This is a genomic window from Streptomyces sp. NPDC017993, from assembly GCF_044328065.1.
Lineage (GTDB): Bacteria > Actinomycetota > Actinomycetes > Streptomycetales > Streptomycetaceae > Streptomyces.
The window spans coordinates 119285-133351 of the sequence record NZ_JBIRGO010000011.1 but is presented as its reverse complement, the minus strand read 5'-3'; the positions used below and the strand labels follow the sequence as shown (position 1 = coordinate 133351).

General features: G+C 70.1%; 11 protein-coding genes. 9 read left to right on the top strand and 2 right to left on the bottom strand.

Translation table 11 applies throughout. The features are described 5' to 3' along the window. Positions 1 to 74 precede the first annotated feature (74 nt). From yajC to ACH4FH_RS21530, 5 genes are all read left to right on the top strand, one after another. Entirely contained in the window at positions 75 to 614 is a 540-nt protein-coding gene (gene yajC / locus ACH4FH_RS21550; RefSeq protein ID WP_398557484.1) for a preprotein translocase subunit YajC, read from the top strand. A 150-nt stretch (positions 615 to 764) separates the two neighbouring features. Then, positions 765 to 2549: a protein translocase subunit SecD gene (secD, locus tag ACH4FH_RS21545; RefSeq protein ID WP_398557483.1), complete on the top strand. Its 1785-nt coding sequence runs from the start codon at positions 765 to 767 to the stop codon at positions 2547 to 2549. Between the two features lies 1 nt (position 2550). Beyond that, positions 2551 to 3669, top strand: coding sequence for a protein translocase subunit SecF (gene secF / locus ACH4FH_RS21540; protein WP_398557482.1), 1119 nt, complete (start codon positions 2551 to 2553; stop codon positions 3667 to 3669). Continuing rightward, positions 3666 to 4214 (top strand): adenine phosphoribosyltransferase, encoded by a 549-nt coding sequence (locus ACH4FH_RS21535; RefSeq protein ID WP_398557481.1) that lies wholly within the window; start codon positions 3666 to 3668, stop codon positions 4212 to 4214. Before secF ends, ACH4FH_RS21535 begins: the two co-directional genes overlap by 4 nt. A gap of 171 nt (positions 4215 to 4385) precedes the next feature. Then, a complete protein-coding gene (locus tag ACH4FH_RS21530; protein WP_398557480.1) occupies positions 4386 to 7028 on the top strand; it encodes a RelA/SpoT family protein in 2643 nt (880 codons plus the stop codon). A gap of 99 nt (positions 7029 to 7127) precedes the next feature. On the opposite strand, the gene ACH4FH_RS21525 is transcribed toward ACH4FH_RS21530, so the two are convergent. After that, positions 7128 to 8357: a DUF349 domain-containing protein gene (locus ACH4FH_RS21525; RefSeq protein ID WP_398557479.1), complete on the bottom strand. Its 1230-nt coding sequence runs from the start codon at positions 8355 to 8357 to the stop codon at positions 7128 to 7130. A 252-nt stretch (positions 8358 to 8609) separates the two neighbouring features. Further along, the gene (locus tag ACH4FH_RS21520) at positions 8610 to 9434 is read right to left on the bottom strand and encodes a peptidylprolyl isomerase (RefSeq protein WP_398557478.1); all 825 of its coding nucleotides are present in this window, start codon (positions 9432 to 9434) and stop codon (positions 8610 to 8612) included. 161 nt (positions 9435 to 9595) lie between these two features. Between ACH4FH_RS21520 and ACH4FH_RS21515 the strand changes: the two genes are divergently transcribed. From ACH4FH_RS21515 to ACH4FH_RS21500, 4 genes are all read left to right on the top strand, one after another. After that, positions 9596 to 10309 carry an MBL fold metallo-hydrolase gene (locus ACH4FH_RS21515; RefSeq protein ID WP_398557477.1) on the top strand — a complete coding sequence of 238 codons (714 nt, stop codon included), beginning with the start codon at positions 9596 to 9598 and terminating at the stop codon, positions 10307 to 10309. A gap of 11 nt (positions 10310 to 10320) precedes the next feature. Further along, positions 10321 to 11583, top strand: coding sequence for a histidine--tRNA ligase (gene hisS, locus ACH4FH_RS21510; RefSeq protein WP_398557476.1), 1263 nt, complete (start codon positions 10321 to 10323; stop codon positions 11581 to 11583). A gap of 338 nt (positions 11584 to 11921) precedes the next feature. Then, entirely contained in the window at positions 11922 to 12566 is a 645-nt protein-coding gene (locus ACH4FH_RS21505) for a vitamin K epoxide reductase family protein (protein ID WP_398557475.1), read from the top strand. 65 nt (positions 12567 to 12631) lie between these two features. Beyond that, positions 12632 to 13990 carry a replication-associated recombination protein A gene (locus ACH4FH_RS21500; protein ID WP_398557628.1) on the top strand — a complete coding sequence of 453 codons (1359 nt, stop codon included), beginning with the start codon at positions 12632 to 12634 and terminating at the stop codon, positions 13988 to 13990. Positions 13991 to 14067: the final 77 nt, after the last annotated feature.

Genomic DNA, 14067 nt, shown 5'->3' with positions numbered 1-14067 from the left:
GTCCGAATGGACCGGCATTCCCACCCCCGTATATCAGACCGCGCATCAGCGGTCGTGCGAAGGATTTCCGTCCCGTGAGTATCGTGACTCTCCTCCCCTTCATCGTCCTCATCGGGGCAATGTTCCTGATGACCCGCTCTGCGAAGAAGAAGCAGCAGGCGGCCGCCCAGATGCGCAATGAAATGCAGCCCGGTACGGGCGTTCGGACGATCGGGGGCATGTACGCCACCGTCAAGGAAATCCACGAGGAGACCGTCCTCCTTGAGGTTGCTCCCAGCGTGCACGCCATTTACGCCAAGAACGCCATCGGCGCGGTTCTCCAGGACGAGGAGTACAACCGCATTCTCGACGGCGCCGACCCGGTCGCGCACGACGAGTCGGTCGTCCCGGACGACGCCTCGTCGCTGACCGGCGCCACCGCCGCCGACGCCCCCGAGACGGGCGACAAGGCCGACAAGATCGACCTGGGGAAGGGCGACGCCCCGGCCGAGCCGGCCGCCGCGGACGCCGATGAGCCCGCCGCCGAGGACGCCGCCAAGGCCGACTCCGACGCCAAGAGCGACGCGGAGACCGCCAAGGACGACAAGAAGGCCGGCGGCGCCGACGCGAAGTAGTCCCGCCCGGACGGAACCGCGGAGCACCCATGAGCGGTGCACCGCGGTTCCGGGACGGTCTAGGCTCCGGCGGGGGCACGTCCCCACAACACTTCGTGGCCGCTCGGCAGACACCCGAAGCCGAGTGGTTGGACAGGGAGATACGAGAAGGTGGCAGCACCGAAGAAGGGCCGCAGGGCGCCCGCGAGCCAGGGTCATCCGGGGCGCACCCTGGTCCTGATCCTGATCGCGATGGTCGCTCTGGTCGGAGGCATGTTCTACTCCGGCACGCTGACGCCCCGACTGGGCATCGACCTGGCCGGAGGCACCAGTTTCACGCTGGCGGCCCAGAATCAGCCGGGCAAGCCCAACGCGATCAACGAGACCAACATGAACACCGCCGCCGGCATCATGGAGCGGCGGGTCAACGGTCTCGGTGTGACCGAGTCCGAGGTCCAGACGCAGGGCAGCAACCACATCATCGTGAACATCCCCAAGGGGACGGACGCGAAGCAGGCCCGCCAGCAGGTCGGTACCACCGCCCAGCTCGGATTCCGGCCGGTGCTGACCACCACTGCCGGCGCCAAGACCCCTGACCCCTCGGCCAGCCCCTCCCCGGGCGGCAAGAACGGCAAGGGCGAGGACGGCAAGGGCAAGGCCGACCCGGGCGCCAAGGGCGCCGGCCAGCAGAGCGCCGGTTCCTCCCCGAAGCCCGGCGCGAGCGCCACGACGCAGGGCAGGGCCGTCACGGACTCCCTGAAGAAGGCTCCGTCCGCGACGCCGACCCCCTCCGGTTCGCCCAAGCCCTCCCTGCCCCCGGTGCCGCCCACCGGTGGCGCCGCGGACCTCCCGCCGGCGGTGCAGAAGCAGCTCGCCGCGCTGGACTGCTCCACCAAGGCCAATCGCGCCGCGGCCGGTCAGCAGGCCGCCAACGCCAAGCCGACGGACACGATCGCCGCCTGCAAGGACGACGGTACGCAGAAGTACGCGCTCGGTCCGATCGCCGTCGAGGGCACCGACGTCAAGGACGCCAAGGCCATCTTCGACAGCCAGCAGGGTCAGGGCTGGATCGTCCAGATGGACTTCACCTCCGACGGAGGCAAGAAGTTCGCGGACATCACCGGCAAGCTCGCCACCAAGACGCAGCCGCAGAACCAGTTCGCGATCGTCCTGGACGGCGCGGTGGTCTCCGACCCGCGCGTCAGCCAGCAGCTCAACGGCGGTAACGCCACCATCTCCGGTGGCTTCACCCAGCAGTCCGCCGAGGACCTCGGCAACATGCTGTCCTACGGCGCGCTGCCGCTGTCGTTCAAGATCGACGACGAGACCACGGTCACCGCGGCCCTCGGCGGCGAGCAGCTGCACGCCGGTCTGATCGCAGGCGCCATCGGCCTGGCCCTGGTCATCATCTACCTGGTCGCCTACTACCGGGGCCTGGCGCTCGTCGCGCTGGCGAGCCTCGGGGTCTCGGCGGTCCTGACGTACACGATCATGACCTTGCTCGGCCCGGCCATCGGATTCGCGCTGAACCTGCCGGCGGTCTGTGGCGCCATCGTCGCCATCGGTATCACCGCCGACTCCTTCATCGTCTACTTCGAACGCATCCGGGACGAGATCCGCGAGGGTCGCACGCTCCGTCCGGCCGTCGAGCGCGGCTGGCCACGGGCCCGCCGCACGATCATGGTTTCCGACTTCGTGTCGTTCCTGGCCGCCGCGGTGCTGTTCATCGTCACCGTCGGCAAGGTGCAGGGCTTCGCGTTCACGCTCGGCCTGACCACCGTCCTCGACGTCGTCGTGGTCTTCTTCTTCACCAAGCCGCTGATGACGCTGCTGGCCCGGCGGAAGTTCTTCGCCGACGGCCACCCGTGGTCCGGCCTGGATCCCAAGCGCCTGGGTGCCAAGCCGCCGCTGCGACGCCGCCGAGGTACCGCCCCCATCGAGACGAAGGAGGCGTGAGATGTCCAAGCTCGGAAACATCGGCGCCCGGCTCTACCGCGGCGAGGTCGGCTACGACTTCATCGGCAAGCGGAAGATCTGGTACGGCATCTCGATCCTCATCACCATCACGGCCATCGTCGGCCTGGCGGTGCGCGGCCTGAACATGGGCATCGAGTTCTCCGGTGGTGCGGTCTTCACCACCCCGGAGACCTCCGTGTCCGCCTCGGAGGCACAGCACAAGGCCGAGTCGGCGGCCGGCGGCCGCCAGGCCGTGGTGCAGAAGCTCGGCGGAGGCTCGCTGCGCATCCAGATCAGCGGCCTGGACACCAAGCAGGCGGTCCCGGTCCAGGAAGAGCTCGCCAAGGACCTGAACGTCCCGGTCAAGGACGTCAACACCCAGCTGGTCGGCCCGAGTTGGGGTGAGCAGATCGCCAACAAGGCCTGGCTGGGCCTGGGGATCTTCATGATCCTCGTGGTGATCTACCTCGCCATCGCCTTCGAATGGCGCATGGCACTCGCCGCCCTGATCGCGCTGATCCACGACCTCACCATCACGGTCGGCATCTACGCCCTGGTCGGCTTCGAGGTCACCCCTGGCACGGTCATCGGTCTGCTGACGATCCTCGGTTACTCCTTGTACGACACGGTCGTCGTCTTCGACAGCCTCAAGGAAGCCTCCAAGGACATCACCAAGCAGACCCGCTTCACCTACAGCGAGATCGCCAACCGCAGCATCAACGGCACCCTGGTGCGCTCCATCAACACCACCGTCGTGGCGCTGCTGCCGGTCGCCGGTCTGCTCTTCGTCGGTGGCGGAGTGCTCGGCGCGGGCATGCTCAACGACATCTCGCTGGCGCTGTTCGTCGGTCTCGCCGCCGGTGCGTACTCCTCGATCTTCATCGCCACCCCGCTGGTCGCCGACTTCAAGGAGCGCGAGCCGCAGATGAAGGCGCTGGTCAAGCGGGTGCGGGCCAAGCGTGCCGCGGCCGCGGCCAAGGGCGCGGGCCCGGAGGAGCCGCAGGACGCGGATCCCGTCGGGGCGGCCGGATCCGACGACGACACCGCGGTCGTCGGACCGCGCTCCCAGCCCGCCTCCCGTAACCGCGGACGCGGCCGTCCGTCGGGCAAGCGCCGATGAGCGCCCCCACGGAGCTGCGCGAGCTGCTGCTCAGCCGGATCTCGGATGTCCCGGACTACCCGCAGCCGGGCGTGATGTTCAAGGACATCACCCCGCTGCTGGCCGACGCGGCCGCCTTCGGCGCGCTGACCGACGCGTTCGTGGACCTGTGCCGGGAGTACCGTGCCGACAAGGTCGTGGGCCTCGAGGCCCGCGGGTTCATCCTCGCCGCGCCCGTCGCGGTCCGTGCCGGAATCGGCTTCGTGCCCGTCCGTAAGGCCGGCAAGCTGCCCGGGGCGACGCTCGGGCAGGCGTACGCGCTGGAGTACGGCACCGCCGAGATCGAGATCCACGCCGACGCGCTGGCCCCGGGCGACCGGGTGCTGGTGATAGACGACGTGCTCGCCACCGGCGGCACCGCCGACGCCTCGGTGCAGCTCATCCGCCGCGCGGGCGCCGATGTCGCCGGCGTCGCGGTACTGCTGGAGCTGGGCTTCCTGGCCGGAAGGCAGCGGCTGGAGCCGGGCCTGAAGGGCGCTCCTCTGGAGGCTCTGATCACCGTCTGAGCCGACCTCCCACCTCACCTCGGCACCAGGGGCCCCGGAAGAATTCGGGCGCCCCTGGTGCTGTGTCATGTACGGAGCCATGGCCGCGGGAGAGCCGCGGCCCCGGGGTCGATACCATGGCACCCCGACCCGTTCGTGGTCTTGTGGTCCGGAACCGCTTGAGGAGTGCTCTTGCCAGACGAGGCCCAGCCGCTCTCCCCCGGATCGCGTCCGGGGGGATCCCCCGCCGCGCGTCCGGACGAGCCGAAGCCCCAGGACGCGGCTGCCTCGGACACGCCGAAGCCCGAGCGGCAGAGCGCGTCCGACGAAACCGCCGCGCCCCGGCCCTCGGCCGACCGGCCTGCACCCACGTCCCCGGCTCCCGGGGACGGCCCCGCCCAGGGCGCTTCCGCAGCCGACCCGGCGGGCTCCGCGGCCCCGGCGCCCAAGGCCGCCAAGTCCGGTCCGCCCGCCAAGGCAGGCCCGTCCGCGACACCGGCCCCGGCGCCCAAGCCGCTGCCGCCCGCCCCGGCCGGCCGCTCCGGATCGCCCAACCGCGTCCGCGCCCGCCTGGCCCGGCTCGGCGTCCAGCGCTCCAGCCCGTACAACCCGGTCCTGGAACCGCTGCTGCGGATCGTGCGCGGCAACGACCCCAAGATCGAGGCGGCGACGCTGCGCCAGATCGAGCGGGCCTACCAGGTGGCCGAGCGCTGGCACCGCGGCCAGAAGCGCAAGAGCGGCGACCCGTACATCACCCACCCGCTCGCGGTGACCACGATCCTCGCCGAACTGGGCATGGACCCGGCCACCTTGATGGCGGGCCTGCTGCACGACACCGTCGAGGACACCGAGTACGGCCTGGACACCCTGCGCCGTGACTTCGGCGACCAGGTCGCGCTGCTCGTCGACGGTGTCACCAAGCTCGACCGGGTCAAGTTCGGTGAGGCCGCGCAGGCCGAGACCGTCCGCAAGATGGTCGTCGCGATGGCCAAGGACCCGCGCGTCCTGGTCATCAAGCTCGCCGACCGGCTGCACAACATGCGCACCATGCGCTACCTCAAGCGGGAGAAGCAGGAGAAGAAGGCCCGCGAGACGCTGGAGATCTACGCTCCGCTCGCCCACCGCCTGGGCATGAACACCATCAAGTGGGAGCTGGAGGACCTCGCCTTCGCGATCCTCTACCCCAAGATGTACGACGAGATCGTGCGGCTGGTCGCCGAGCGCGCGCCCAAGCGTGATGAGTACCTGGCGATAGTGACCGACGAGGTCCAGGCGGATCTGCGCGCCGCCCGCATCAAGGCCACCGTCACCGGCCGGCCGAAGCATTACTACAGCGTCTACCAGAAGATGATCGTCCGCGGCCGCGACTTCGCCGAGATCTACGACCTGGTGGGCATCCGCGTCCTCGTCGACACCGTCCGCGACTGCTACGCGGCGCTCGGCACCGTCCACGCCCGGTGGAACCCGGTACCGGGGCGGTTCAAGGACTACATCGCGATGCCCAAGTTCAACATGTACCAGTCGCTCCACACGACGGTCATCGGGCCCAACGGCAAGCCCGTCGAGCTGCAGATCCGCACGTTCGACATGCACCGCCGCGCCGAGTACGGCATCGCCGCCCACTGGAAGTACAAGCAGGAGGCCGTCGCCGGCGCCTCCAAGGTGCGTACGGACATCCCCAAGGGCAAGGGCGCCGGCCAGGACACCGTCAACGACATGGCCTGGCTGCGGCAGTTGCTGGACTGGCAGAAGGAGACCGAGGACCCGGGCGAGTTCCTCGAATCGCTGCGCTTCGACCTCTCCCGCAACGAGGTCTTCGTCTTCACGCCGAAGGGCGACGTCATAGCGCTGCCGGCGGGCGCCACCCCGGTGGACTTCGCCTACGCGGTGCACACCGAGGTCGGCCACCGCACGATAGGAGCGCGGGTCAACGGGCGGCTCGTGCCGCTCGAATCGACCCTGGACAACGGCGACCTGGTGGAGGTCTTCACCTCCAAGGCGCCCGGCGCCGGGCCGTCCCGCGACTGGCTGGGCTTCGTCAAGTCCCCGCGCGCCCGCAACAAGATCCGCGCCTGGTTCTCCAAGGAACGCCGGGACGAGGCCATCGAGCAGGGCAAGGACGCCATCGCGCGGGCCATGCGCAAGCAGAACCTGCCGATCCAGCGGATCCTGACCGGAGATTCCCTGGTCACCCTCGCGCACGAGATGCGCTACCCCGACATCTCCTCGCTGTACGCCGCCATCGGCGAGGGCCATGTCACCGCGCAGAGCGTCGTGCAGAAGCTGGTGCAGGCGCTCGGCGGCCAGGACGAGGCCTCCGAGGACATCGCCGAGTCGACGCCGATCCGCCCACGCTCGAAGCGGCGCTCCAGCGCCGACCCGGGCGTCGTGGTCAAGGGCGTCGACGATGTGTGGGTCAAGCTCGCCCGCTGCTGTACGCCCGTCCCCGGCGATCCCATCATCGGCTTCGTCACCCGCGGCAGCGGCGTCTCGGTGCACCGCGCGGACTGCGTCAACGTCGACTCGCTGTCCAAGCAGCCCGAGCGGATCCTGGAGGTCGAGTGGGCACCCACCCAGTCCTCCGTCTTCCTGGTCGCCATCCAGGTCGAGGCGCTGGACCGCTCCCGGCTGCTGTCGGACGTCACCCGGGTGCTGTCCGACCAGCACGTCAACATCCTCTCCGCGGCCGTGCAGACCTCTCGTGACCGGGTCGCCACCTCTCGCTTCACCTTCGAGATGGGCGATCCCAAGCACCTGGGGCATGTGCTGAAGGCCGTACGCGGCGTGGAGGGCGTCTACGACGTCTACCGCGTGACCTCGGCGCGCAGGCCCTGACGGCGCGCGACCGCCGCCCGCGTGCGGCGGTCGCCGGCCACGACATGACGAGGGCCCCGGCAGGCATCGCCTACCGGGGCCCTCCGCCGTGTTCGGTGGTCAGCCGCCGAACTCCTCCAGGCCCTTCAGCGCCTGGTCCAGCAGTGCCTTGCGGCCCTCCAGCTCACGGCCGAGCTTGTCCGCCTTGGCGTTGTTGCCCTGCGCCCGAGCCGTGTCGATCTGCTTCTCCAGCTTGTCGACAGCGTCCTGGAGCTGGCCCGTCAGCCCCGCGGCGCGCGCCCGCGCCTCGGGGTTCGTCCGCCGCCACTCGGTCTCCTCGGACTCCTGGATGGCGCGCTCGACGGCGTGCATCCGGCCCTCGATCTTCGGGCGGGCGTCCCGCGGCACATGGCCGATGGACTCCCACCGCTCGTTGATCGAGCGGAACGCGGCCCGTGCCGCCTTCAGGTCGGAGACCGGAAGGAGCTTCTCGGCCTCGGTGACCAGCTCCTCCTTGCGGGTCAGATTCTCCTGCTGTTCGGCGTCGCGCTCCGCGAAGACCTCGCTGCGCGCCTGGAAGAAGATGTCCTGGGCGCCGCGGAAGCGGTTCCACAGGTCGTCCTCGTGCTCGCGCTGGGCGCGGCCGGCCGCCTTCCAGTCCGTCATCAGCTCGCGGTAGCGGGCGGCCGTCGCCCCCCAGTCCGTCGACTTCGACAGCGCCTCGGCCTCGCCGACCAGCTTCTCCTTGGCCTTACGGGCGTCCTCGCGCTGCGCGTCCAGCGAAGCGAAGTGCGCCTTGCGACGCTTGGAGAAGGCCGAGCGGGCGTGCGAGAAGCGGTGCCAGAGCTCGTCGTCCGCCTTGCGGTCCAGACGCGGCAGGCCCTTCCAGGTGTCGACCAGCGCACGGAGCCGCTCACCCGCCACCCGCCACTGCTCGCTGGCGGCCAGCTCCTCGGCCTCGGTGACCAGCTTCTCCTTGGCCTGGCGGGCCTCGTCGCTCTGCTTGGCCTTCTGCGCCTTGCGCTCCTCGCGCCGCGCCTCGACCGTGGACACGAGCTTGTCCAGCCGCTTCCTCAGCGCTTCCAGATCACCCACCGCGTGGTGCTCGTCGACCTGCTGGCGCAGATGGTCGATCGCGGTCGTGGCGTCCTTCGCCGACAGGTCGGTGGTCTTGACCCGTCGCTCGAGGAGGCCGATTTCGACGACCAGGCCCTCGTACTTGCGCTCGAAGTAGGCGAGGGCCTCCTCGGGAGATCCCGCCTGCCACGATCCGACAACCTGCTCGCCGTCGGCGGTACGCACGTACACGGTCCCCGTCTCATCGACGCGGCCCCATGGGTCGCTGCTCACAGCGCCTCCTCCACATGATGCCGACGAGGGCGTGCGGCCCCCCGGCATCGTCCACAGTTTCTGTCCGGCAGAGCCTCGCCCTGGCCGGTCCGACGGGCTGTCTTGCGGTGAGGGTGGCAGCCGTCGGAGCAGGCACCCTACACAACGCCAATCTAGGCGAATGGCGGTCGGCTGTCCGCATCCAGCACGACCAAAATTCCGCGGTTCGCACACGGGGGCGACGGCGCCCGGCCCCGGTCGGCCGGGCAGCCGTCAGGATTTCGTGACGGTCGCCCGGTTGATGACGACGGTGGCGTTGGGCGCGGTGTTGTTCGTTGCCGTATCCGCCGATGAACCGGCCTTGGCGATCTTCCGCAGGACGTCCATACCGCCGGTGATGGTTCCGAACGGTGTGTAGTTGGGCGGCAGCTGACTGTCCTGGTAGACGAGGAAGAACTGGCTGCCGCCGGAGTCGCGGGTCTTGTCGCTCTTGCCGTCGTAGCGGTTGGCCATCGCGACGGTGCCCGCCGGATAGACGTTGCCCTTGATCCGCGGGTCCTTGAGGTTCTCGTCGGGGATGGTGTAGCCGGGGGTGCCCTGGCCGGTGCCGGTCGGGTCGCCGCACTGCAGGACGTGGATGCCGTCATCCACCAGGCGATGGCACTTGCTGTGGTCGAAGTAGCCCCGGCCGGCGAGGAAGGCGAAGGAGTTCACGGTGTGCGGCGCCTTGCGGGCGTCCAGCTTCAGCTCGATCGGGCCGCAGGTCGTGCCCAGCTTCACGGCGTACGAGGCCGAGGTGTCGACCGTCATCGTCGGCTCCTTCTTCCACGTCTCCTTGGACGGGGAGCCCTTCGCGGGCTTGCCGCAGGGGTCCGGCGCCTTCGTGGGAGCGGCCGCGGCCCGGTCGTCCTCGTCCGCGCCGCCCGCCAGTCCCGCCGAGGCGTAGGCGGCGGCCCCGGCGGCGAGGACCACGGCCAGGGCGGACGCCATGATCACGTTGCGGCGTCTGGTCTTCCGACGGGCCGCGGACCGCCGTTGCTGCTGGCGCTCGAACTTCTCCCGGGCGAGCTTCCGCCGCCGCTGATCGCTGTTGACCACCGGTCGTCTCCTTGTCGTGAGCGTTGCGCCGCTCTTGTCTGCCGTGGCCGTACCGTATACGGGTTCGCCCCGCCGGGAGTCCCGCCGGTAGGCTCTGGAGCTGCCGAGATGTTCCGGGAGCGGCCCCGCGGGCCGCCCTCCGCCGACCTTTAAGGACGAACGTGCTGATTGCCGGGTTCCCCGCCGGGGCCTGGGGGACCAACTGCTATTTGGTCGCCCCCGCCGCCGGCGAGGAGTGCGTCATCATCGACCCGGGCCACCAGGCCGCCCAAGGAGTCGAGGACGCCGTCGCGAAGCATCGGCTCAAGCCCGTCGCGGTCATCCTCACCCACGGCCACATCGACCACGTCGCCTCGGTCGTCCCGGTGTGCGGCGCGCACGACGTCCCCGCCTGGATCCACCCCGAGGACCGCTACATGATGAGCGACCCGGAGAAGGCCCTCGGCCGCTCCATCGGTCAGCAGCTCATGGGCGAACTCACCGTGGGGGAGCCGGACGACGTCAAGGAGCTGACCGACGGCGGCGCGCTGGAGCTGGCCGGCATGGAGTTCTCCGTCGCGCACGCGCCGGGCCATACCAAGGGGTCGGTGACGTTCAGGATGCCCGAGCAGGCCGACATCCCGCCGGTCTTCTTCTCGGGCGACCTGCTGTTCGCCGGCTCCATCGGACGTACCGATCTGCCGGGCGGCGACCACGCCGAGATCCTGCAGTCGCTGGCGCGTGTGTGCCTGCCGCTGGAGAACTCGACCGTCGTCCTGTCCGGCCACGGCCCCCAGACCACCATCGGCCGAGAGCGCGCCGCCAACCCCTATCTCCGGGAAGTGGCCGCCGGCTTCGGAGACGGCTTCACCGCCGCTCCGCGACGAGGAATGTGACGAGACCTTCCGTGAGCACCTTTCAGGCCCCCAAGGGCACGTACGACCTGCTCCCCCCGAATTCGGCGACCTATCTCGCGGTGCGCGAGGCGATCTCCTCGCCGCTGCGGAACTCCGGGTACGGCTACATCGAGACGCCCGGTTTCGAGAACGTCGAGCTGTTCGCCCGCGGTGTCGGTGAGTCCACCGACATCGTGACCAAGGAGATGTACGCCTTCGAGACCAAGGGCGGCGACCAGCTCGCGCTGCGCCCCGAAGGCACCGCGTCCGTGCTGCGCGCGGCGCTGGAGGCCAACCTCCACAAGGGCGGCAACCTCCCCGTCAAGCTCTGGTACTCCGGTTCCTACTACCGCTACGAGCGCCCGCAGAAGGGCCGCTACCGCCACTTCTCGCAGGTCGGTGCGGAGGCGATCGGCACGGAGGACCCGGCGCTGGACGCCGAGTTGATCATCCTGGCCGACCAGGCGTACCGCTCGCTCGGGCTGCGTGAGTTCCGCATCCTGCTGAACTCGCTCGGTGACGCGGAGTGCCGCCCCGTCTACCGCGCCGCCCTGCAGGATTTCCTGCGGGGACTGGAGCTGGACGAGGAGACCCGCCGCCGGATCGACATCAACCCGCTGCGGGTCCTGGACGACAAGCGCGACGCCGTACAGAAGCAGCTGGTCGGGGCCCCGGCCCTGCGTGACTACCTGTGCGAGGCGTGCAAGACCTACCACGAGCAGGTGCGCGATCTGCTGACCGAGGCGGGAGTGGCGTTCGAGGACGACGAGAAGCTGGTCCGGGGCCTCGACTACTACACCCGCACCACCTTCGAATTCGTCCACGACGGCCTGGGCTCGCAGTCCGCGGTCGGCGGCGGCGGCCGCTACGACGGCCTGTCCGAGATGATCGGCGGCCCCGCGCTGCCGTCCGTCGGTTGGGCGCTCGGCGTGGACCGCACGGTGCTCGCCCTGGAGGCGGAGGGCATCACGCTGGACATCCCCGCCGCCACCGCCGTCTACGCCGTGCCGCTCGGCGAGGAGGCCCGCCGGGTGCTGTTCGCCGCGGTCACCGCGCTGCGCCGGGCCGGCGTCGCCACCGACTTCGCCTACGGCGGCAAGGGCCTGAAGAACGCCATGAAGTCGGCCAACCGCTCCGGCGCGCGGCTGGCGCTGGTGGCGGGCGAGCGGGATCTGGCCGAGGGCCTCGTCCAGATCAAGGACCTGGAGAGCGGCGAGCAGACCCCGGTCGCGCTGGACGCCGTCGTCGACGAGGTCCGGCGCATCCTGGGCTGAGGCAGCGCACGGCAGCAAGCCTGCGAGGGGCCCGGACGGTGACAGCACCGTCCGGGCCCCTCGTCGCGATGGGGGCGCGAGGGGGGGCTTCCCGCGTCAAGGCGGGGCCCGGGCGTTCATCCCGCCGCATGATTCGGCCGCCGGCCCACCCGGGCCGGAGGGCCGCGGTCCCAGGCCGGAAACCGGCACTCGCGGCGTTCCGAGCGCCCCGCGGCGGCTCGTCTTTATGTTCATCGAACGGTGGCCCGTAGCGGAGTTGAGGCAGAATGAAGGACGGCCGCGGCCCCGCGGCTCCGCTAGCTCACCCTCATCTCCCAAGGGATCGACGGAACGGCGATATGACGACGACAGCGATTGACGACGACGTGTCCACCGAAGACGACCGCGCGAGCGGCGCGGGCACCATTGGGTCGGGTCGCGGTCTTGCCTGGCTCTTGGTGATCACCGGCGCGCTGGGTGTCCTGGCCTCCTGGGTCATCACGCTCGACAAGATCGAGCTGCTGAAGGACCCGAACTTCAAGCCGGCCTGCAGCCTCAACCCGATCATCTCCTGCGGCAACGTCATGAAGAGCTGGCAGGCGGAGGTCTTCGGCTTCCAGAACCCGGTCGCCGGGCTGGTCGCGTTCGGCGCGGTCGTCGCGATCGGCATGGGCCTGGTGGCGGGCGCCCGCTACCGCCGCTGGTTCTGGATCGGCCTGAACATCGGCACGCTGCTCGGCACGGTCTTCTGCATGTGGCTGATGTCCCAGTCGCTGTACGACATCAACTCGCTGTGCCTGTGGTGCACGCTGACCTGGTGCGTCACCATCCTGATGTTCTGGTACACCACCGTGCACAACATCAAGCACCGCATCATCCCGTGCCCCGAGGGCCTGCGCAGGAACGTGCTGGAGTTCCACTGGGTCGTGCCGGTGCTCTGGTACGGCGTGATCGCGCTGCTGATCCTCACCAAGTGGTGGACGTACTGGAGCACCCTGATCTGAGTTCCGGCCGCCGGTCAGGACCGTGGCCGGCGGCGTTGTCAGTGGCGTGACATAGGCTCGTGAGCGTGGAGCCCGACCTGTTCACCGCCGCTGCCGAAGACCGTCAAGAGAAGGACCCCGCGGGGTCTCCCCTCGCCGTGCGGATGCGTCCGCGCACCCTCGACGAGGTCGTGGGACAGCAGCATCTGCTCAAGCCGGGCTCGCCCCTGCGCCGTCTGGTGGGGGAGGGCAGCGGGGGGCCCGCGGGGCCGTCCTCCGTCTTCTTGTGGGGACCGCCGGGCATCGGCAAGACGACCCTCGCGTATGTCGTCAGTCAGGCGACGAACAAGCGCTTCGTGGAGCTCTCCGCGATCACCGCGGGCGTCAAGGAGGTCCGGGCGGTCATCGACGGTGCCCGGCGCGCCTCGGGCGGATTCGGCAAGGACACCGTCCTCTTCCTCGACGAGATCCACCGCTTCAGCAAGGCCCAGCAGGACTCCCTGCTCCCGGCGGTCGAGAACCGCTGGGTCACCCTGATCGCCGCGACCACAGAGAATCCGTACTTCTCGGTGATCTCCCCGCTGCTGTCCCGCTCGCTGCTGCTGACCCTCGAACCGCTCACGGACGACGATCTGCGCGGCCTGCTGCACCGCGCCCTGACCGACGCCCGCGGGCTCGCGGGGGCGGTCACCCTCCCCGAGGACACCGAGGCGCATCTGCTGCGTATCGCCGGCGGCGACGCCCGGCGGGCGTTGACGGCCCTGGAGGCCGGCGCCGGATCGGCGCTGTCCAAGGGGGAGAAGGAGATCACCCTCCAGACGCTGGAGGAGACCGTCGACCGCGCGGCGGTGAAGTACGACCGCAGCGGCGACCAGCACTACGACGTCGCCAGCGCCCTGATCAAGTCCATTCGCGGCTCCGATGTCGATGCCGCGCTGCACTACCTCGCCCGCATGATCGAGGCGGGGGAGGACCCGCGGTTCATCGCCCGCCGGCTGATGATCTCGGCGAGCGAGGACATCGGTCTGGCCGATCCGTCGGCTCTGCAGACCGCGGTCGCCGCCGCCCAGGCCGTGGCGATGATCGGCTTCCCGGAGGCCCGGATCACCCTCAGCCAGGCCACCATCGCCCTCGCCCTGGCCCCCAAGTCGAACGCCGCCTACACCGCGATCGACGCCGCGCTGGCCGACGTCCGCGCGGGCCAGGCCGGCGCGGTGCCGCCGCATCTGCGCGACGGCCACTACAAGGGCGCGGAGAAGCTGGGCCACGGTAAGGGCTATCAGTACCCGCACGACCTGCCGGGCGGCATCGCAGCGCAGCAGTACGCGCCGGACGAGGTGCACGGCAAGCGCTACTACAGCCCCACCCGGCACGGCGCCGAGGCGCGCTACGCCGATGTCGCCGACCGGGTCCGCGCCCGGCTGCGCGGCGAGACCGGCGACTGACGACCGCGGGGGCCGCTGCCGCGGCCCGTCGCGGTCAAGCCGGTGCGTCAGCCCCGGCGGCCGTCGTGTCGCTCCTC

Bases quoted from the DNA above. Each gene is read 5' to 3' on its own strand.
- ACH4FH_RS21535 (WP_398557481.1), top strand. From the start codon at position 3,666: ATGAGCGCCCCCACGGAGCTGCGCGAGCTGCTGCTCAGCCGGATCTCG.
- ACH4FH_RS21505 (WP_398557475.1), top strand. From the start codon at position 11,922: ATGACGACGACAGCGATTGACGACGACGTGTCCACCGAAGACGACCGC.
- secF (WP_398557482.1), top strand. From the start codon at position 2,551: ATGTCCAAGCTCGGAAACATCGGCGCCCGGCTCTACCGCGGCGAGGTC.